Origin of the sequence: Streptococcus sp. 9.1(2021) (assembly GCF_030466425.1) — a bacterium.
GTDB lineage: Bacteria > Bacillota > Bacilli > Lactobacillales > Streptococcaceae > Streptococcus > Streptococcus wuxiensis.
Genome location: NZ_JAGQFU010000001.1, coordinates 826,387 through 847,966 on the forward strand (window position 1 = coordinate 826,387; position 21,580 = coordinate 847,966).

Here is a 21,580-nt window from a genome sequence, read left to right on the forward strand (position 1 = left end):
ATTTGTTTTTTGTTATTTGAAAACTCAATTATCAAGTTTAGCATCTTTGTTAAGGATTTTTTGCTACCAAGAAACATAAAAAAGCGGACAAGTTCTAGTTCTGTTTCTTGAAACTAGTTTGTCCACTTTTTATAGTTGAGATTGTTTTCTTGTCCAATCTCTATAATCTAAATACTGTCAGATTATTTTATTCTTCGTCTTTCTTCTTTCCCATTGCAAAGAGTCCAAGAAGCGCTCCCACAACACCTGCTGTTGCAAGGGTTGCATTTTCCTTAGTACCTGTTTCAGGGAGAATATGTTGACGGCTTGCAGGTGCCTGATAAGTCTTGTCTTGTGACATAGCAAGGGCTACAATCGACTGCTCATCTTTGTACTCCGGTACTTCATTAATCGCTGCTTCGGCTGCGTTCACGCCTCCAGTATATTCTGGAACTTCGTTCACCGCTGCAAAGACTGCATTGGCACCACCTTTGTACTCTGGCACATCGTTAACCGCTGCTTCGACCGCATTCACGCCACCAGTATATTCTGGTACTTCGTTCACCGCTGCCTCGACTGCATTGGCACCACCTTTGTACTCTGGCACATCGTTAACCGCTGCTTCGACTGCATTCACACCACCAGTGTATTCTGGAACTTCGTGAACTGCTGGTTCGACTACATTCGCTCCTAAAGTACGTTCTGGTACTTCGTGAACTGCTGCTTCAACTCCATTCACGCCACCTGTGAACTCTGGAACTTCATGTACTGCTGGTTCTTCTCCATTCACGCCTCCAGTGTATTCTGGAATTTCGTGAACTGCTGGTTCTTCTCCATTCACACCGCCTGTGAACTCTGGAACTTCATGTACAGCTGGTTCTGTCTTGGCGCTTTCAGTATCTGCCTTAGTCAATTGAATGCGGTATTCCTTAATATGTTTACCACTTTCTGAAACAAGATGAATCAAGACTGGAAGTTTATCATCACCACTATCAACAATAGTTGCTGCTACGTTTTCGCCAGCTTCAACTGTTACTTGAGGACGATTTCCACTGTAGGTTACTTGGTAATCCACACGATCTTCAGAGAAGTCAGCAATCTCTTTACCATCCACAAGAAGTTTTGCAGCTGTACTATCCTTAGGTTCCTCACTTGGAGCAATGAAGGCCATTTCTGTAATAGCTACACCCTTGGTATCAGCTTTTCTATCCATGCGCCATCTCATAGCCTTAGCTTTAACTGGGGCAAAGGTTACATGGATATCAGTACCTGCTTGAATCTCTTGATCCGCACGGTATTCAACCTTCTCCCAGTTAGAAGGAGTGTTGAATGGATGTTCTGGATCGTATGGTTGGTAGTTAGAGTAGTATTCTGGTGAGTCAAATTCTGGTCCCACATAGCGCTCTAAGACTAGTTTAGAAGGTGCATCTGTACCACCATCTGAGAAGAATCGAATGCTTCCTTCAGCAACTGTACGTTCAACAATCTTGCCAGCTTCTCTAAAGATAACCCCTACTGAAACTTCTGGATTATCAGATGGAGTTGGAGACCAGTTGGTCCAGCGACGGGTTTCATCATCAGAGCCATCGTTAACATAGTCCACACGGTCATGAGAATTTGGATCAATATCATTGGTTGCAGAAGCAAATGAACGGTTGCTATCGTCATCGAAATCAGGGTTGTCTGATAGGTTTTCACCGAGTTTATCAGTCACACGTACTGCCACTTCAGCAGTTAAATCAGTACCTAAAACGCGACCACGAACTGTAAATTCACCTGCATTCGCTAGATTTTCAGCTGGAACTTCATCCCATTCAACTGCCAAGTCTTTGACTTCATAGCCATCTTTACCTGTGAAGTAAACAGCGACTTTCGCAGGTAACTCAAGAGTATGGCCCTTAGCAACCAAGCGTGATGATTTCACAGCAACAACAGGTTTACTTGCTAGCAAGTCTTTATCATTTGTAAAGTGGAGACGGTATTCACCTAGAATATCTCCGTTTTCAGCCTTAACAACAACACGAACTGGATCCCCTTCACGAACGCTTGGAATCACTGTAGCAATACCATTATCTGATACACTTGCTGTTACAGTTGGTGCTTGGTCTTCTTTAGCTTCTAAATAATAGTCAGTCAAGCCAGGGTTAAAGTTTGGCAAATCTTTTCCATCTACTTGGATTTGAGCTTGAGCTTTCTTAGCTGCAGCTACTTGTTTAGAGAAGATTTGAATTTCTGTAATAGAAGTACCCCATTTGCCATCTGGTCTAACCATACGGATACGAACCGCATAGGTATTGACTTTATCAAAGCTAAAGTGAGTCATTTCTCCAGCTCTCACTTGATCTGGAGCTTTAAGATTTGTCACTTGTTTCCAGTTATTGTCATCGTTAAAGACGTGGTCTTCACTAGCTACAAAGCTTGGGTTCTTAGGAACTGTTGGAACATCTTTTCCTACATAGTATTCGATGACATAAGACTTAGGTGCACCAACACCGTGGTCTTCGTGGAAGGCAACATTGAGATTGTCAACCGAACGTTTAGACAGGATACCAGAATCACCAAAGAGGATTCCCACTGATGCTTCACTTGTACGGTTCCAGTTTGTCCAACGGTTAGCTGGTTGGTCGTTGTATGAGATTAGTTTGTCATTGACATTTGCTACTGAGTCACTTGGATTTGAGTCTGATGCAAAGGCAAGTGGTAACTCTGAACCTGTCCACTGGTCAGAAATATTGGCACCAGTTTCTGTCTGAGCAGATACACGAACATGAAGTTTTGTTGGTAACTGAGTACCTTCCACATGTCCTGTCACTGTAAAGCTACCTTCGTGTGCATACTGGCTTGGATCAATAGCATCCCAAGTCACTTTAGCTGAAGATACTTGTCCATTTGAATGGTAAGTACGGACGCTCTCTGGTAATTGAGGAGCTTCTGAAACTGGAGTTGTTGTAGTCACTTCTTCGACTGCAATGATACCTTCTACAGAAACTTTAGCATGAGCTTCGTTTTCAATTCCTTCTACTTTACCAAGAATATCAAAGCTATGGTATTTAGCAAGGTCTTCCTTAGCAACTGCTTGCCAAGTTACCTTGTGAACTTTTGGAAATCCTTTATCGTACTCTACCGTTACTGTATCAGGTAGACTTGGTTCTTGGTTCAAACCTGTCACGACACTTACTGGACGAATGGCCTGGACAACTTTATTTTCAGTATTTGCCTGAATGTTCAAGTCAATCTGACCTTCAGCTCCTTCAAATTGAGCTTTCAAAGTTACTTGACCAGGTTTATGCAATTCAAGCATACCTTTACGAACAGCTACGTCTCCTTCACCTGATGTTGAGAAGGTTACCTTGTCAGCTTTTAATACGGCCTGAGTTCCATCTTGATAATGAGCCAAGACTTTGATACCAACTGTTTGGTCTTCTTTCAGTGCGTCTGCATTTTCAACTTCTAGGCTTAAACGTTCAATCTGAGGAGCTTCTTGTAAGAATTGGATAGCATAAGTCTGAAGTGCTCCACCATCATTTGGTTGAACATAAATACTAGCACGCATACCATTTGCTTCGTTAGCTTGAATAACAGTAACTTGCGCATTTTCAGCTAAAGCTTTGACTTCAGGCAAAGTAGCTCCATAGACAAGTTTATGATATAGAACTGGTTGGTCAGTTGAGAGCCCTTCTACAGGCTGGTCTGCAACAGTTACAGTCGGTACTACTGGTGAAGATGCTTGACCTTCGGCAACTACGAATGTAGCAGCGATTTCATCATCACCTGAAATTCCTTTAGCTTGAATACGAGAGCCTGGGATAGTTAATTTAGCTTGATCTTCAGCTGCAACTTCCCACCTATCAACGTCATAGCTTCCTAGAGTACCATCTGACAATACATAGCTAACAGATGGATCAACCGTACTCAGATCTGTACTTGGTGCAATTCTCTTAACTACAGGTAATTCTGCTTCGAGCGCCAAGACTTCAACACGTGCTTCTACATCTCTTCCTTCTGCCACACCTTTAACAGTAAAAATACCAGGTTGGTTGACATCAACTGCGGACCATTCTACTGGAAGTTTTGCACGGCTGCCATCACTGTAGATAAATCCTACTTTTGAAGGCATTTTCGCTGCTTGACCGATTACTGTACGAACTTTAGGAACCTCTGTACCTAAAACAGTTTTTTCCTCTTGGTCTTTCTTACCTGTGAAGATAGTTGTTTGACCAGATTTCAAGAAATCAGAGTGGGCAGTCAAGGTGAATTTACCTGCTTGCTCAGTTGATTTGACAATCACAACACCCTTACCATTAAAGGCTTTGCGAATCCATGAACCATCTGCTTGTTCTTTATAACGTTCACGGCTGGCTTGTTCCCCGTTATCCACACCGACAATCTGACCTTGTCCATGCAACTGGAAGCGAACAAGATTATTGGCTGTAGGAACTACGTTACCTTTACTGTCAACAATTTCGTAATAGATATAAGTGAGGTCTTTTCCGTCAGCTGCGATAGCATTTTCTTCTTTGACCAAACGAACCCCTGCAGGTTCTCCAGCAGTCACAATCTTATCACGAGCAACGATATTACCAGCTTCGTCACGAGCTACTGCTTCTAAAGTACCAGCTTCAAAAGCAACCTTCCATTCAAGGTAAAGTTCATTCGGTTTAGCACCCTCTTGGTAAGTACGTCCATCACTTGTTTGTTTTTTAGTAAATGTCTTCTTGCCTAGAGTATTACCATTCAAGAATAGTTCTACACTTGCTGCATTAGAATAGGCACGGACTGGAATATTACCGTCTGCATCCGCTACATTCTCTTTTAGGGTAGGATTTTCCCAGTTCCAGTGAGGAAGCAAGTGAACCATTGGTTTCTTCTCAGCAGAAACCCATTGGCTTTGGTACAAGTAGTAGTCATTCTTTGGAATACCAGCTGTATCTACGATACCAAAGTAAGAACTCTTAACTGGTGTGTGGTTTTGGTTATGCCATGGAGTAGGTTCACCGATATAGTCCGTACCAGTCCAGATGAACTGACCTGCGTAACCTGCATTGTCACGGTCAAAAGTCCAAGATGCTGTAGCTGTTTTACCCCAACCAACACGGTCATTACCGTAGTCTGATTGCTCGTAATGACGGTAAGCCTGATTGCTGTGGACCAATTCACGTTCTGGACGGAAATAACTTCCACGTGTACGAGTAGCTGAGGAAGTTTCAGAACCGTAAATCAACCAATTTGGATGTTTCGCACGAAGTTTCTTGTAGTTGTCTTCTGAATAGTTAAATCCAACGGCATCAAGTTCATTGGCAATCTTTTCATGGTCACCACTACCATCACCAAAACGGAACTTATCTGCTCCCATAGTGACATAGCGTGTCTTATCAACAGCCTTGATAACTTGAACCAAGCGTTTAACCGTTGCTAGAGAACGAGGTTTCCCATCTGCTTCACCAATTTCATTACCGATAGACCACATGACAATAGCAGGGTTGTTTTTGCCTCTTTCGACCATGGTACGCAAGTCAAAATCAGACCATTTTTCACCTTTTTTAGCTTCTGGGTGAGTGGCATCTTTATCAAAGAAGCGTCCGTAGTCATACTGTTTCTTACCACCATACCAAGTATCGAAGGCTTCTTCTTGGACCAACAAACCAAGCTCAGCAGCAATCTGCAAAGTTTGCTCACTAGCTGGGTTGTGGGTTGTACGAATAGAGTTCACACCCATATCCTTCATCTGTTTAAGACGGCGGTATTCTGCTTTATAGTTTTCTTCAGCTCCAAGAGCTCCATGGTCATGGTGAAGAGAAACTCCATGGAATTTAATACGTTCACCATTCAAAGAGAAACCTTCGTTTGGAGTCCAGTTGTAGTAACGGTAACCAAACAAGTCTTTCTTAGCATCTACCAATTGACCGTCACGATAAACACGTGTAACCAATTCGTAAAGGGCAGGCTTGTCGCTATTAACTGTCCAAAGTTTTGGTTTATCAACTTGTAAAATAGCATTCAAGCTTGTTGATTGATGAGCTTTCAAGACTTGACTAGCAGTACGAACTAGGTCCGTTACAGCTTGACCATTACGTTCAATGATTTGATACTCAGCAAGAATTTCATAATCTTTATCATCAGTATTGACGATCTTACTTGTTACATGAGTATCTACCTTACCATTTTGTTGTTTTTCAAGGTCTGGAGTTAAGATAGTTGTTCCATTTTTCTCAGTATGGACCTTATCTGTGACTTGAAGGGTAACATCACGGTAAATCCCGCTTCCTGAGTACCAACGGCTACTTGGTTGTTTGTTGATGGCATGCACTGCTACGACATTCTCGCGACCGTCTTTATGGAGATAGTCAGTAATGTCATATGAGAATTGGTTGTAACCATTTGGATAATGACTAACTAGCTGACCATTGACATAGACCTGAGAATCCATATAAACCCCATCAAATGTGATACGAACATTCTTATTGAGGTCTTCTTCATCAAGTTTAAAAGTCTTACGATACCAAGCATCACCACCATTTAGCTGTCCACCTTCGTTTTGGGCAGGAGAGTTATGGTCAAAGTCATTGTAGATACTCCAGTCATGAGGGAGATCTAATTTCTTCCAACTAGTAACATCAGCATCCGGTTTGACTGCATCTTTTGCATTGGCATTGAGCTTGAAATGCCAGTTTTGGTTGAATTCTACTTTTCTATCCTCAATCAACTGTTTTACCTCATCATTAGTTGCAGGTTTGAGCTCTGGTTTTTCTGTTTGAGCAGATTGATCCTGAGTCACAGCTGGAGCTTGCTTCTCTACATCAGAGATTTCTTTTTTCTCAGAAGTAGTCTCAGTAGTTGGGGCTTCCACTTTTTTCTCTACTTCATGATTGGTTTCTACTGCTTCACTGGTAACAGTTTCTGTTGTTACAGGTTGTTCAGAAGCTTTTGATACTACAGCTTCCTCTTTAGGAGCTTCTTTCTCCACATTTTCTGTAGCAACAGCAACTGGAGTTTCATCCGCAGATACAGTACTTGCACTAGCTAGATTAGCTCCAAATAAAACTGAGCAAGTTCCGATTAACACTGAGCAAGTTCCTACCGTAAATTTACGGATGCTATAGACTCTTTTTCGATTCCAATGATCTTTTCCCATAGGGTTCTCCTTGTTAAGTAACCGCTTCCATTTTTAACCGAAAACGCTTTACTTTTGTTGTATTTATTACTTCTATTCTATAAAATAATATAGAAAACATCAATGGAATCCCTATAAAAATCATACTTTTGATTCTTTTTTCTATAATTTGTAGAAAAGCAGAAAAATGTGAATGTACATTTAGACAAATTCACCAAAAAAGCTGTTTCACTTATAGAAACAGCTGTTACTGAAAAACTATTCTGAATTTACCTTCGATTACTGATTATCCTTCTTTTCTTTTAACATCTTGAGCATCTCATTTTTACGTTCTTCTAGCTCTGAAATTTGCTGGAGTAAAAGTCCTGAAAAATCACAATGAAGCTCTTCAGTTTCGCCACTATTATACCAATCCAAAGCTACTATGTGATTGTCCTTATCAAAGCAGAAAATTACATCTCCATCACCGATGATAGACAAAAATGGAATATAATCCACAAAGCCCAGAGCGTGTAATTCCTTGGTTTTAATTCGAATATCTAAGAAATCTGGGATGCCATTTGCAATTCCAAAAACCTTAATACCTCGACAGAAGGTCCAAAATGGTGCTACATCGTAAACCTTGGCTCTTGGCCATAGCTCTTCCCTGACTTCCATAAAGAGACCTCCAAGAGCTGACCTGGTGAATTCTCTGAAATCTTCTGGAAGACGAATGCCATATTGAGTTTCAAAATCCTGAACATCTTCTTCCGATGGTTCATTGCCCATGCAAGCGACAACTTGATAAGTTTCCTTATCATAGTGACGAAAATAATCATAAACTTCCTTGAGTGCCATTATTTTAATCCTTTTTTACTCAGAAATATAGACCACAAATCCATCTGGCAAGATGACCTCTTGACCATCTTCAAACTGGCAATGACTCGCTAAGTCAACTGAATCTCTGTCTAAAGTATATTTCTCAGAAGACTGATTGAAGATGGCTTGAACTTCTATCCCTTGGTAGTTCCACTTCAAAGATAGGACATCTGGTTTCACTTCTTCCAAGCGATAATTTCCATGCTGAATAATGCTTGCCACTTCCTTACGGACTTGAATCAACTGTTTCATAAAATTCAGCATGTCATTGTCTTCAGAAACACGGTCCCAAGGCATGACACGACGGCAATCAGGGTCTGGTCCACCAATTAGTGCTAGCTCTGTTCCGTAATAGATACAAGGGGTTCCTTTTTGAAGATAGAGGAAAGTTAGGGCAGCCTTGACATGCTGAATATTTCCTTTGGCAGTTGTAAGGATACGCTCTGTATCATGAGAATCTAAAAGGTTAAACATCACCTCTGAGATTTGTTGCTTGTAGTACATAGACTGGCTGTTGATTTCTGAAATAAACTGCTCCGTTTTTTTATGCTGACGCAAGAAATAGTCCTTGATACTTTCAGAAAGTGGGTAGTTCATAACCGCATGGAACTCATCCCCTTCTAGCCAAGGCTGAGAAGTATGCCAGATTTCACCTAAAATATACAAATCAGGCTTTTTAGCGAGAACCGCCTTTCTGAAATCTCTCCAGAACTGATGGTCAATTTCATTGGCAACGTCCAAGCGCCAAGCATCGATATCAAAATTCTCAATCCAGTAGGTCGCAACACTTAAAAGATAGTCCCTAACCTCCGGATTAGCTGTATTCAACTTAGGCATGTAGCTAGCAAAGGCAAAGGTATGATAAGGGAGTTCTCTCGGGTTCTGAAGTTTATCCTCAGTAACTGGAAATTCTTGGATATGGAACCAATCTTTATAAGGGGAATTTTCTCCATTTTTTAGAACATCCTGCCATTGGGCAGACTGGTAGCCGATATGATTGAAAACAGCATCTAGCATAATCTTGATGCCCCGTTTGTGGGCTTCCTCAACTAGATTACGAAAGACTTCCTTGTCTCCAAAGTGACGGTCAATTTCAAAATAATCCGTCGTATCATACTTGTGATTGGTCGTAGCTTCAAAAATCGGACATAGGTAAAGTCCAGTGATTCCCAAATCTTTAAGATAGTCAAGATGGTCGATAATCCCTTGTAAATCTCCACCAAAAAAATCATCCCCATTAGGTGCAATGGCTGCATTCCACTCTCGAGCTCCATCTGGAGTCAAATTAGGATTTCCATTTGCAAATCGTTCTGGGAAAATTTGATACCAAACGGTATTTGAAACCCAGCTAGGAACCTGACATCCGTCGATTTCGTGAATGTATGGAAGTTTAAAGCCGTTTCCATCAGCATCCAAGTTTTCTTGAGTATGTTCTACGCAACCCTTATCACCGTAAAAAACACCTTGACCTTCTTTATCAAGGAGCTCAAAGAGATATTGAATCCGTGCAAAATCAACAGAGACCGTAACCTGCCAATAATCAAATAAAGCATCCGAGGTTACTTTAGTCATTTCTTTCTTGGCTTCATACTTATCCTCAATGAAAATAAAGGGATCTCCATAGTGTAAGATAACCTTCTGGACATCATTTTTCTTGGTTCTGATTCGGATATGTAGCTGACCTTCTTTGTAAAGATAAGCATACTCTGATTCTGGTCTATGATAAATGGCTGTTAATTCCATCATTTGTCTCCTAAAATTAATAAAACGCAAACGTTTCATAACTAACAGAACTAGTATACTATTTTAAGATTCGATTTGCAATTTTTATACCAGTTTTACGATAGATAGATAGATATATAGATGGACAAGGTAAAATTGAGTAGACTCTTTAAGAGCTTTAAAAAGAGAGTTTCCATGAACCGGAAAACTCTCCATCATTACGAATCAGATGATTAGAATAAATGCTATCTGATATCTTTAATCTTCTAAAATGAAAATTTCTTCAACATGTAGTCGTAGCAGCCTTGCAATTTTCATTGCTAGTTCAAGTGTAGGATTGTACTTGTCATTCTCGATAGCAATAATGGTTTGTCGACTAACGCCTAATATTTTTGCCATATCTTCCTGACGTAGTCCCTCAGATTTTCTTAACTGTTTGATATTATTTTTCATACAGCATTAGTCTTTCTGAAAAAAATAAACGCCAAGAGCCAATACTACGATAAGGATAACAACCATCAAAATTACTCCTTGAACAAGTTTATTTGGTTCTTTATACTCTTCATCACCAGCAATCATATTACGTTTCATTGCGGTTTGAGCAAATCCTTGCACACTTACAGATAAGATCAAAATTAAGCAAGGAAGCATTTCAAGTTTGCCACCACCAACAAGTGCTTGATAGATATTAAATCCTGTCCATGCACATAAACCCAAAAGCGCTGTTTTATAGCCCCACTCCTCAGAACGCAACTGAATATCTCTGTCCATTTCATCCATCTTTTTCATGGCTTTGTTCCTCCAAGTTTTTGTAATAATGTCAAGAGCTCTTTACATTTCTTATTATACTCTAAATAGATGAAATGTCAAGATGTTTTAACATTTTTACTTTTTTTATTTTCTTCATCTATTCTAAGAATATTCCTAACTCCAATTTACAGTCTAATCAATCTGACAAAGGGCAAGTTCTTTTAATCCTATTTTATCTTGACTTCATAAGCTTCCGCTATAGATATACTTTTAGTTATGTTAGACTCGAAGTTTATCCTCTCTTTTCTGCTTTCTTATCTCTATTTATACCTTAAATGGGCTTAATCGTTATAAACTGCCCGTTTATCATGAGATATTTGTCTACAAATTGACAACATAAAAAGCCATTCCTCAAGGGAACAGCTTTCTCACTTATAATTAAAAGTTTCTCCTGCCAACTTATCTGCTAACTTAGGAAAGAGGGTATAAAACTTATGAGCTAAATTTAACAACAGAGGGAGATTGAGCTCGCGTTTGTTTTTTCCTATGGTTTTGACAATCTTTCTAGCTACTGTATCTGGCTCGAGTAGAAAACGATCAACCGACTTGAGATAGGTACCATCTGGGTCTGCTTGGTCAAAAAATTCTGTACGGATAGGTCCTGGATTAACAGTTGTCACATAGACACCATAGGGCATGAGCTCAAGGCGAAGAGCATTTGAAAAACCAATGGCCGCAAACTTGGTCGCAGAGTAAAGACTGGACTTGCCAGTTGCTATCAAACCAGCCATGCTAACGATATTGATGATATGCCCTTTTCGAATCTCCTTCATACGAGAAGCAACCAAACGAGACAGATTCATCAAAGCAAAAGTATTGACTTCAAACATTTGATGAATATCTTGATTAGAAATCTTGTCAAAATCTTCAAAAATCCCGTATCCAGCGTTGTTAATCAAGACATCAATCTTACCATAACGATGATAGAGTTCAGCAACTAGGCTTTCTATAGCTTGAGCATCGGTAATGTCAATCCCAATCAATTCTGCATGTGGGTGATTTCCGTATAGTTGAGCTAATTTTTCCTTGTTTCTGCCGAGTAAGATGAGTTGGTCATCTAGCAAGAGTTTAACCATTTCTTGAGCTAGACCACCACTAGCTCCTGTTATGAGAATCGTACGCATACTCTTCCTTTCTCAATCTTCTAGATTTCCACTTCTTCTAGGTCTTTAACTACATGGACATTTTCAAAAATCGTTGCAGCATCTTTCTTAAGCTGGCTAATGTCTTTTGAAAGGAAGCGTGCACTGATATGGTTGAGCAAGAGTCGTTTGGCTCCTGCTTCTGCCGCTACTTGTGCAGCCTGCAGATTGGTTGAGTGACCGTGGTTGCGAGCAATCTTCTCATCACCCTTGCCATAAGTGGACTCATGAACAAGAACATCCGCATTGACTCCAAGACGCACACTAGCATCTGTTTTTCGAGTATCTCCCAAAATGGTGATAATCTTACCAGGTCGTGGGGCTGAGATATAATCTGCTGCCTTGATCTTGGTACCATCTTCTAGGATGACATCCTGACCGTTTTTGATTTTTCCAAAGAGAGGTCCAAATGGGACACCAGCAGCCTTTAGTTTCTCAGCATCCAAGGTCCCTTCAAGGTCCTTTTGCATGACACGATAGCCAACGCAGAAAATCGTGTGGTCCAACTCCTCTGCATAGACCGTGAATTTATCTATTTCAAGGATTTTCCCTAGAGAATCTTGGTCAAATTCATGGAAATGAATCTTATAAGGTAGGCGAGATCCTGATACCCGAAGGCTAGTCAAGACAAAAGACTTGATGCCTCGAGGTCCATAGATTTCCAAATCTGTTTGTTCTTCATTGGCCTGAAAGGCACGACTAGAGAGAAAGCCTGGTAGTCCAAAGATATGGTCTCCATGTAAGTGGGTAATAAAGATTTTACTAACCTTCCGTGGTCGAATCGTAGTTTCCAGAATGCGATTTTGCGTTCCTTCTCCACAGTCAAAAAGCCAAACTTCGTTAATCTCGTCCAAGAGTTTCAGAGCGAGACTTGAAACATTGCGGGCTTTAGAGGGCTGACCAGCCCCCGTTCCTAAAAATTGAATATCCATTCGTTACTTTCTAATTAATCAATATATAACATAGCGGTGCGGTTTTCCAAGCGGTAATAAAACTTGCCAGAGTAAGATTTAGCTTCTTGTAGTAAATCCTCTTGACTATAGCCTTTGAGACGCTTGCGACCATCTGCTAAGTTCTCCAAGTCAGTTAAAGCTGTGAGATTTTGAACGCTAACAACTTCCTCTTCTCCGATTGCCTTCATGTAAATTTTTCCAGACTCCTCAAAGACTAGCTGGTGAGGGAAGATTTGCGCAATCTCAAAGAGCAAGTCAGCAGTGATGACTTCCTCAACTTCTGAGAAAATCCGTCCAAGACCTTCTCTCTCATAGCAAAAACCAAAAGACTTTCCTGAGAGATTGAGGCGGATAAAAGGTTTGCTTTCTTCAGTGAAACTTGGCTCAACATTGTATAGGTTTAGCTCCTGAGTCAATTCAGCAAAATAATCTGTCGCAGCTTGAGGACTCTTTTTCTGATAAAGTTCTGCAAAGTAGGCATTCACTACACTGGGGGGAGGGGTGATGAGAGCTAGCTGCTCCTCTTCAGACCTACCAGCTAGTAGCTGGTCCAAATAGACCTTGTCTAGACTTGTATAGCCACCATACTTGAGTGCTAATGTTTTGATATCAGTCATAAAATTCTTCTAATCTCCATTTATTTTTCTCAGAAATGTAGCCTCTGATGACTTCGCCGTCATCTTGATAATCCCTTTCTTCTAGGATAGCAACACTCTCTAAATCGTGAATCTTATAGGATTTAGAAAAAGGTACACGCAAGGTAAAGGGTTCAAAAATGTCCTTAATCTTATCCAGCAATAAAGCCTGCAACTGTTCGCGACTATTCTCAGACTTGGCAGAAATCAGTGCATAAGGCGTTTGAGTAGGCGTAAAATCTTCCACCAAATCTGCTTTATTATAAAGGGTCAGGCGAGGAATATCCTCCATATCCAAATCTTTCATGATGGAGAGGACCGTTTTTTCATGCTCCTCGTGATAAGGATTGCTGGCATCGATCACATGGACCAGGAGATCTACATGCTTGCTTTCTTCCAAGGTTGATTTAAAACTAGACACCAACTCTGTCGGTAGGTCTTGGATAAATCCAACGGTATCTGTCAAGGTTACCTGAAGATTGCCCCCAAGATGGATGCTTTTAGTCGTCGCATCCAAAGTCGCAAAGAGCTCATCTGCTTCATACTGGGTCTTGCTGGTCAAAGTGTTCATAATAGTTGACTTCCCAGCATTGGTGTAACCAATCAAACCAATCTTAAAGGTACTTGACTCCAAACGTTTTTCTCGAACTGTCGCTCGGTTTTTCTCAACCACCTTGAGTTGACGTTCGATATCTGTAATCTGGTTGCGAACACTACGTCGATTAAGCTCCAGCTGACTTTCACCTGGACCACGGGAACCAATTCCCCCTGCCTGACGGCTAAGCATTATTCCTTGACCAACTAGACGAGGCAGGAGGTATTTAAGCTGTGCCAGATGAACTTGGAGCTTGCCTTCATGGCTTCGAGCTCTCATAGCAAAGATATCTAAAATCAACTGCATACGGTCAATGACCTTGACACCTAAGACTTCCTCTAAATTGACATTTTGTCGAGGTGTCAGACGGTTATTGACGATGACAGTCGTGATTTCTTCTGCGTCCACCATTTGAGCAATTTCTTCCAACTTACCAGAACCGACAAAGGTCTTAGAGTCGTATTTTTCTCGTTTTTGTCTGTAGCTATCTACCACAACTGCTCCAGCTGTCTTAGCTAGACTAGCCAACTCTTCCATGGAGAGGTCAAAATTATCCATGCCCTGGAGCTCAACACCAATGAGCAGGACTCGTTCCTCTTTTTTCTCCGTTTCAATCATTTAAAAACTCCTCAATCTGGCTTAAAATACGCTCTTTAACACCAGATTCTCCTATCTGATAAAAAGTCACATGCATGCGGTTACGGAACCAGGTCAACTGGCGCTTGGCAAATCGGCGAGTCGCCTGTTTGAGACTATCGCTAGCCTCCTCCAAACTCTGCTCTCCACGAAAATAGGGGAAGAGTTCCTTGTAACCTATCCCTTTAGCAGCCTGCACATCTGGATAATGGTCAAACAACCACTTGGCTTCGTCTAGAAGTCCAGCTTCAAACATCAGGTCCACTCTGTGGTTGATACGCTCATAAAGCTGACTACGCTCATCATCCAAGCAAATAATCAGCGGATCATATAAACTTTCTTGATTTTCCAAATCTTGACCAAAATGAGCAATCTCCAAGGCACGCATAGCACGACGACGATTAAATTGGGGAATTTCAAGACCTGCTTTCTCTACGAGATGAACTAACTCCTCATCCGAAACAGGTTCTAAACTAGCTCGATAGGTTAAAATCTCCTCGTGTGGTGTCTCTCCACCTAGATGATATCCCTCTAGTAGACTCTGGATATAAAGCCCTGTTCCACCAGCGATAATAGCAAGTTTACCACGATTTTGAATATCCTCGATGGCTGCCTTTGCTTCTGAAACAAAATCAAAAGCCGAGTAAGACTCGGTTACATCTCTCACATCAATCAAGTGATGAGGGACAGTTGACTGCTCCTCCGGACTTGCCTTGGCTGTTCCAATATCCAGGCCTCGGTATACTTGTTGGCTATCCCCACTGACTACTTCACCATTGAATCGCTGAGCAACTTCAATGGCTAGGGCAGTCTTTCCAACTGCAGTTGGACCAACAATCACAATTATTTTGCTTTTCATCGTTTTTCCTTGAAAAATTCCCATTTTTTCGTTACTATTATTATATCACAAAATAGACAGGCAGAAAAATGCTATATCTTAAGCTATTTCCGTCTGATTTATAAATAAAAGGAGGAAGACTCATGGCTAAAGGATTTGCTAAAGGTCTCGTAACAGGTGTTGCAGGAACTGTTGCTGCTGTTGCAGGTGCAGTATACGCATTCAAAAAGAAAGTGATTGAACCAGAAGAACAAAAAGCAGCTTTCATCGAAGAAAACCGTAAAAAAGCAGCTCGCCGTCGCGTATCACGCTAATTAATAAAAAAGAAGTTGGAATTTCCAACTTCTTTTTTTCTATTCTTTTATACTCAATGAAAATCAAAGAGCAAACTAGGAAGCTAGCCGTAGGTTGCTCAAAGCACTGCTTTGAGGTTGTAGATATGACTGACGAAATCAGTTACATATATCTACGGTAAGGCGACGCTGACGTGGTTTGAAGAGAATTTCGAAGAGTATTAAATAGCTAGGTCAAACTTCAACTGCGGCTTCACTGGATCATAGTCAACCAACTCAAAATCTTCTGCTTTAATATCAAAGAAGTTGGTCTTGTCTGGTACATTCAAGACCAAACGTGGTTGGCAATTTGAAGGCTCACGACGGAGCAATTCCCGAGCTTGTTCAAATTGATTATCATAGATATGAAGGTTATTGATAAAGTAGAAGAATTTCCCTACCTTCCAACCAAAGTGTTTGGCAATCATCATTTGAAGCGCCACATACTGCATGGCATTGATGTGATGAGCTACAAGCATATCGTTAGAACGCTGGGTCAAGGTTGCATCCAGATAGATGTCCCCATCTACACGACGGACATCAAACATGGTCTGGAAGGCACATGGAAGAAGGCCGTCTGTTTCCTCAAAAGCTTGGTAATCCCAGAGAGAGATGATATTGCGACGGTTCCAAGGATTAGCTTCCAACTGTTTGAGAATCTTGTTAATGATGTCATGCTTCTTAACAACAGCCCCGTAACGCTCACCGATTGTCCCTGTATCTCCTACTTCCCAGTCATTCCAGTAGTGAACATTGTACTTGTCATTGAGAACTTCTAGGCTATTTGTCTGGTCTTGGTAAATCCAAAGAACTTCCTTAATAGCTGATTTGATAGCAATTGGACGTAGGGTTGTGATGGGAAATTCACCCTTGGACAAATCATACTCCGCAAAAGTACCTGTGATGTACTTGGAGTTAGCCACTGTTCCATCCTTATACTTGGGACGAGCTTGTTCTGAAAAGACTCCTTCATTGAGAATTCGCTCAATATTTTCTTTAAAAATCTTATCTGCTTTTGTCATTTACTCTCTCCTCAACGTTTATTCTTAACTAGTATAGCATAAAAAAAGAAAGGAGGAAAATCACTCGCTTCGAGATAGTGATTTTCTCCTTCTTTTGTTTTTTTATTGCAATACAAGTGATGCTGCTCCGATAACTCCAGCGTCATTTCCTAGAGTCGCAAGAGCTAATTTCGTTGTTGTACGAACTTGCGGGAAGGTATTTTCGTCATAAACCTTTTGCACGCCTTGAAGAAGGAATTCCCCAGCAGCTGATACACCACCACCGATAACGATCGTTGATGGATTTAGGATAGAACCGATGTTGGCACACGCAATACCCAAGTAACGTGAGAAGTTACGGTAAACGATCAAGGCAAGATCGTCCCCTTCTTTTGCCAAGTCAAAGACAGTTTTAGCAGTTACTTCTTCACCGTCGTCAATCAAGCGTTTTAAGGCTGCATCGCCTTCATATTCGTCCGCGTAACGGCGAGTCAAGTTGACAATCCCTGTTGCTGAAGCCACTGTCTCAAGACAGCCTTTTTTACCACAAGTACATGGGATTGGTTGGTCAAAGTCAACTGTGATATGTCCAAGTTCACCTGCAGCACCTGCAACACCGTGAAGCAATTTGCCTTCTGCCACGATACCGCCACCAACACCTGTACCCAGAGTCATAAAGACAACGTCTGGTTGGTTTTCACCAGCACCCATCCAACGCTCACCAAGAGCAGCTACGTTAGCGTCATTGTCGATAAAGAATGGAATACCCAAGGCTTTTTCCATTTTCTCTTTGATCGGTTGAAGAGTTTTCCAGTTGAGGTTGTAAGCACCAATAACAGTTCCATTTTCACGGTCAACTACACCAGGTGAACCCATACCAATCCCTTGGAAATCCGTCGCAGCCAATCCAAGCAATTCAAAACGATGTTGAATAGATTCAATCATATCGTCTACGATATGGCTTCCTTCATCCAAAATGTTAGTCTTAATAGACCATTTTTCTTGGATTTCTCCTTCTTGAGTTAAAATTGCAAACTTGACAGAAGTTCCACCAAGGTCAATCCCAATAATCTTTTGACTCATATTATTCTCCTTTTTAATTGAAAATGCTTACAGACATAGTATAACAAAAAGATTTATACTATGCAAAGCTTTGCATGAAAAAGTTACATCTAATAATCAATAACTATTTATCCCCTAGTTTTTGAATGGCATAGTTTGCTTCTTCTTTTGTAAATTTTCCAATCCAAGGAGAAGTTAGCCTGTTATAAATTTCTGTTTTTGATAAATTGCTATATTTTCGATATTCTCTTGCTTTAACTAAAGCATTTGCTTTGTAATCTGCGTTCAAGTGATCAATGGCATACTGTGCTGCTGAGCTTGAAAAACCATGAGTAACTTGTGATGTTAACTGTTCATAAAGAGCTTTTTTTGACATATGTAAAGCCGAATTATAGCTTTTCGCTTTAGTTAAAGCAGCATTATACTGATTCCCGACTGCTGGTTTTGGTTGCCATACACCATTGTATCCCACATAGTAACGGCCACCATCTACCCATTTATCCCTAGCCATTTTACCATCTGATTCAACATAGTAACGGCCGCCATCTACCCATTCATTCTTGGCCATCTTACCATCTGATTTATAATAATAGTATCCTACCCATTTATTGCGGGCAGGGCTTCCTTCTGGTGTTAAATCTAGTTTTTGAATGGCATAGTTTGCTTCTTCTTTTGTAAATTTTCCAATCCAAGGAGAAGTTAGCCTGTTATAAATTTCTGTTTTTGATAAATTGCTGTATTTTCGGTATTCTCTTGCTTTAACTAAAGCATTTGCTTTGTAATCTGCGTTCAAGTGATCAATGGCATACTGTGCTGCTGAGCTTGAAAAACCATGAGTAACTTGTGATGTTAACTGTTCATAAAGAGCTTTTTTTGACATATGTAAAGCCGAATTATAGCTTTTCGCTTTAGTTAAAGCAGCATTGTTTTGATTCCCGACTGCTGGTTTTGGTTGCCGGACACCATTGTTTCCCACATAGTAACGGCTACCATCTACCCATTTATCCTTAGCCATTTTACCATCTGATTCAACATAGTAACGGCCACCATCTACCCATTCATTCTTGGCCATCTTACCGTCTGATTTAAGATAGTAATTTCCTATCCATTTATTACGGGCAATGCTTCCTTCAGCTGTTAAATAGTAATGAGAACCAGAATTTTTATCATAGATCCAATCGCTTTTTGCCCTCTTACCATCTGATTTAAGATAGTAATTCCCTACCCAAGTATTTCGGACAGCGTTTCCCGAAGCATTTAGGTAGAAATAAGAATTAGCTTTTTTATCAAAAATCCACTTATTAGCAACTTTAGCACCATTTTCATAATAAGATGAGCCTACCCAGCCAGACTGGACTGTAGACTTTGGCTTATCCTGTTTAGGTGTCGTATTCTTTTGTTTATCAGATTGCTTTCGTGCAGTATCTTTGGATTTCTCTGATTTTTTTGGAGCACTAGCTTTAGGCTTCTCTGATTGTTTTGGAGCGCTAGATTTAGGCTTTTCTGGTTGTTTTGGAGCGCTAGATTTAGGCTTCTCTGGTTGTTTTGGAGCGCTAGATTTAGGCTTCTCTGGTTGTTTTGGAGCGCTAGATTTAGGCTTCTCTGATTGTTTTGGAGCGCTAGATTTAGGCTTCTCTGTTTGTTTTGGAGCGCTAGTTTTTGGCTTCTCTGATTGTTTTGGAGTGCTATCTTTTGGCTTCTCTGATTGTTTCGGAGCGCTAGCTTTTGGCTTTTCTGATTGTTTCGGAGCGCTAGTTTTAGGCTTCTCTGTTTGTTTTGGAGCGCTTGATTTAGGCTTCTCTGTTTGTTTTGGAGCGCTTGATTTAGGCTTTTCTGACTGTTTTGGAGCACTAGATTTAGGCTTCTCTGATTGCTTAGGTAAATTACTTTCTTTTACGTTACCATTCTTAGGCGTACTCTTTTCTTGAGCAGAAACTTGCTGTATTGAAAAAGGGGACATACCTGCTGTATCTGTAAGCAAAGCAAGTCCAAGTGTTGCTGTCGCTATGCTTGTTACTATATATTTTTTTGATTTCATCTTAAACTATCCCTATTTTTAAATTTAATGACGCTTACATTATATCAAATGCTTAACTTTATTTCAAATTCAATATTTAATGTTCACAAATAATATCTAATAGCCATTATATTTTTAACTCATACAATTCCCTAACCGCATTGCAGGCATAAATAACTTCTGCTTGCTTCAAATCTTCTATGGTTAAGACCTTCTCTTCTACCTGCCCGCTTTCAAGTAAATGCTGGCGATAGATCCCTGGTAAAAGACCTAGCTGACTAGGAGGGGTATAGAGCTTGCTATTCATTTTTAAGACCAGATTCCCGATAGAGGTCTCAAGCAATTTTCCATCAGCAGTGTGATAGATGATTTCCTGCTCTCCCACTGTCAAATGTGGTCGGTGTGTCGTCTTAAAGTAGGTAAAGGCCTGCCCCAAATCAGCTTCTTGCTGACAAAGTTTGACCTGACAAAAGTTAGAGCTAAGTGGTGTCAATACTTGTCGTTCAATTTCAATCTCTCCAGATTTGCTGAGACTGATTCGCAAACGGTAGTCTTGATGAAGGTCACAAGCCTGGCACTCCTTCTCTAACTTTTGTCTTAAAACTTCTTGGTCAAATGGAAAGGCAAAATAACGACTAGCCTTTTGCAATCTTTCTAGATGTTGATTTTCAAAGAGCAATTTTTTCTGGCTGATTTTCCCTGTCGTAATCAGCTGAAAACGAGGTTGTTTTCGGTAAAGAACCGCTGCTTTTTGCTGGACTTCACAGTATTCTGACTTCCAAGTACTATCCCAAGTGATGCCACCTCCGACACCATAGATGGCTTGCCCTTCATGCAGTTGAATGGTTCGAATAGCCACATTAAAAATTCGTCGTCCATTGGGAAGTAAGAGGCCAACAGTTCCACAGTAAACTCCTCTGGGTTGGGGCTCCAAGTCCTTGATAATTTCCATGGTCGCTATCTTGGGAGCTCCTGTGATGGAGCCACATGGAAAGAGCGAACGGAAGATTTCCACTAGATCAACATCCGGTCGTAACTGACTCTTGATAGTCGAAGTCATCTGCCACACTGTAGAATACTGCTCCACTTGGCATAAACGCTCCACATGCTCACTACCAACTTCAGAAATACGATTCATGTCATTTCGCAAGAGGTCCACTATCATCATGTTTTCTGAACGATTTTTGGGATCCTGTTCCAACCAAGCCGCCTCTTGCAAGTCGTCATCGTCGTTCAGACCCCGTTTAGTCGTCCCCTTCATAGGACGAGTCGTCAACTCACGACCGTTTTGCTCAAAAAAGAGTTCTGGACTCATGGAAATCACTGCCATATCATCATGCTCTACGTAAGCATTATATCCCGCTTCCTGCTCCACCACCATACGATTATAGATAGCAAAAGGATTGGCACTTAAATTCTGCTTGAGTTGGACCGTATAATTGACCTGATAAGTATCGCCCTGTCGCAAATGATGGTGAATTTGGGTAATAGCCTTTTCATAGTCCTCTGCAGAAGTGATTTCCTGCCAGTTTGACGGCAAATCTACGTCCTCATAAGTCAGAGGTATACTCGATTTTTCTACACTTTCATGAACGGTGAAATAGAGGAGATACTCTCCCAGTAAGGGAGCTTTGTGGACCGCTAATTTTTCCTCAAAAGCAGGTGCTGCTTCATAACTAACATAACCAACTACATAATAGCCCTGTTCTTGGTAGCTTTCCACTTGTGCCAGCAAGTCTGCTACTTCTGCTAAATCTCTGGTTTTTAACTCTTTAATAGGCTGGGTAAAGGTGTATCTCTCGCCCAAAGCCCTAAAATCAATCACTGTTTTTCTATGCATATCCTAAGTATACCATAAAAGCCAGACCCCAAACAGGAAATCTGGCTTT

Annotated in this window: 15 protein-coding genes and 1 pseudogene; 1 reads left to right on the forward strand and 15 read right to left on the reverse strand. The window is 40.8% G+C overall.

Going from position 1 to position 21,580, the window contains the following annotated elements; genetic code table 11:
• Positions 1–187: 187 nt before the first annotated feature.
• The 11 genes and pseudogenes from KBU52_RS04030 to miaA all read right to left on the reverse strand — a co-directional run bounded on the left by KBU52_RS04030 (position 188) and on the right by miaA (position 15,300).
• On the reverse strand, positions 188–4,837 hold the full coding sequence (locus tag KBU52_RS04030; RefSeq protein ID WP_367618086.1) for an SIALI-17 repeat-containing surface protein: 4,650 nt from the start codon (positions 4,835–4,837) through the stop codon (positions 188–190).
• Positions 4,838–5,233: 396 nt separating this feature from the next.
• Positions 5,234–7,111, reverse strand: a pseudogene (locus KBU52_RS08865) (sugar-binding domain-containing protein); the annotation flags it as partial.
• Between the two features lie 258 nt (positions 7,112–7,369).
• Positions 7,370–7,927 (reverse strand): SMI1/KNR4 family protein, encoded by a 558-nt coding sequence (locus KBU52_RS04035; protein WP_254724404.1) that lies wholly within the window; start codon positions 7,925–7,927, stop codon positions 7,370–7,372.
• Positions 7,928–7,942: 15 nt separating this feature from the next.
• The gene (locus tag KBU52_RS04040; RefSeq protein ID WP_254724611.1) at positions 7,943–9,691 is read right to left on the reverse strand and encodes a glycoside hydrolase family 13 protein; all 1,749 of its coding nucleotides are present in this window, start codon (positions 9,689–9,691) and stop codon (positions 7,943–7,945) included.
• A gap of 237 nt (positions 9,692–9,928) precedes the next feature.
• A complete protein-coding gene (locus KBU52_RS04045) occupies positions 9,929–10,123 on the reverse strand; it encodes a helix-turn-helix transcriptional regulator (RefSeq protein ID WP_006148098.1) in 195 nt (64 codons plus the stop codon).
• A 6-nt stretch (positions 10,124–10,129) separates the two neighbouring features.
• Positions 10,130–10,459, reverse strand: coding sequence for a hypothetical protein (locus KBU52_RS04050; RefSeq protein WP_006148097.1), 330 nt, complete (start codon positions 10,457–10,459; stop codon positions 10,130–10,132).
• A gap of 389 nt (positions 10,460–10,848) precedes the next feature.
• Positions 10,849–11,604 (reverse strand): SDR family oxidoreductase, encoded by a 756-nt coding sequence (locus tag KBU52_RS04055; RefSeq protein WP_254724405.1) that lies wholly within the window; start codon positions 11,602–11,604, stop codon positions 10,849–10,851.
• A 20-nt stretch (positions 11,605–11,624) separates the two neighbouring features.
• Entirely contained in the window at positions 11,625–12,554 is a 930-nt protein-coding gene (rnz, locus tag KBU52_RS04060) for a ribonuclease Z (protein ID WP_254724406.1), read from the reverse strand.
• A gap of 14 nt (positions 12,555–12,568) precedes the next feature.
• On the reverse strand, positions 12,569–13,192 hold the full coding sequence (locus KBU52_RS04065) for a cystathionine beta-lyase (protein ID WP_254724407.1): 624 nt from the start codon (positions 13,190–13,192) through the stop codon (positions 12,569–12,571).
• Entirely contained in the window at positions 13,185–14,423 is a 1,239-nt protein-coding gene (gene hflX / locus KBU52_RS04070; protein ID WP_254724408.1) for a GTPase HflX, read from the reverse strand. Before hflX ends, KBU52_RS04065 begins: the two co-directional genes overlap by 8 nt.
• Entirely contained in the window at positions 14,416–15,300 is an 885-nt protein-coding gene (miaA, locus tag KBU52_RS04075; protein ID WP_254724409.1) for a tRNA (adenosine(37)-N6)-dimethylallyltransferase MiaA, read from the reverse strand. Before miaA ends, hflX begins: the two co-directional genes overlap by 8 nt.
• A gap of 122 nt (positions 15,301–15,422) precedes the next feature.
• On the opposite strand from miaA, the gene KBU52_RS04080 reads away from it, so the two are divergent.
• A complete protein-coding gene (locus KBU52_RS04080) occupies positions 15,423–15,593 on the forward strand; it encodes a DUF3042 family protein (RefSeq protein WP_001051780.1) in 171 nt (56 codons plus the stop codon).
• A 200-nt stretch (positions 15,594–15,793) separates the two neighbouring features.
• Here the strand turns inward: KBU52_RS04080 and KBU52_RS04085 are convergent, their stop codons facing one another.
• The 4 genes from KBU52_RS04085 to pabB all read right to left on the reverse strand — a co-directional run bounded on the left by KBU52_RS04085 (position 15,794) and on the right by pabB (position 21,531).
• Positions 15,794–16,633: a thymidylate synthase gene (locus tag KBU52_RS04085; RefSeq protein ID WP_254724410.1), complete on the reverse strand. Its 840-nt coding sequence runs from the start codon at positions 16,631–16,633 to the stop codon at positions 15,794–15,796.
• A gap of 102 nt (positions 16,634–16,735) precedes the next feature.
• Positions 16,736–17,695 (reverse strand): ROK family glucokinase, encoded by a 960-nt coding sequence (locus KBU52_RS04090; protein ID WP_036755444.1) that lies wholly within the window; start codon positions 17,693–17,695, stop codon positions 16,736–16,738.
• 103 nt (positions 17,696–17,798) lie between these two features.
• Entirely contained in the window at positions 17,799–19,712 is a 1,914-nt protein-coding gene (locus KBU52_RS04095; RefSeq protein WP_254724411.1) for an Ltp family lipoprotein, read from the reverse strand.
• A gap of 106 nt (positions 19,713–19,818) precedes the next feature.
• Positions 19,819–21,531, reverse strand: a complete 1,713-nt coding sequence (gene pabB, locus KBU52_RS04100; protein ID WP_254724412.1) for an aminodeoxychorismate synthase component I — start codon at positions 21,529–21,531, stop codon at positions 19,819–19,821.
• Between the last annotated feature and the right edge of the window lie 49 nt (positions 21,532–21,580).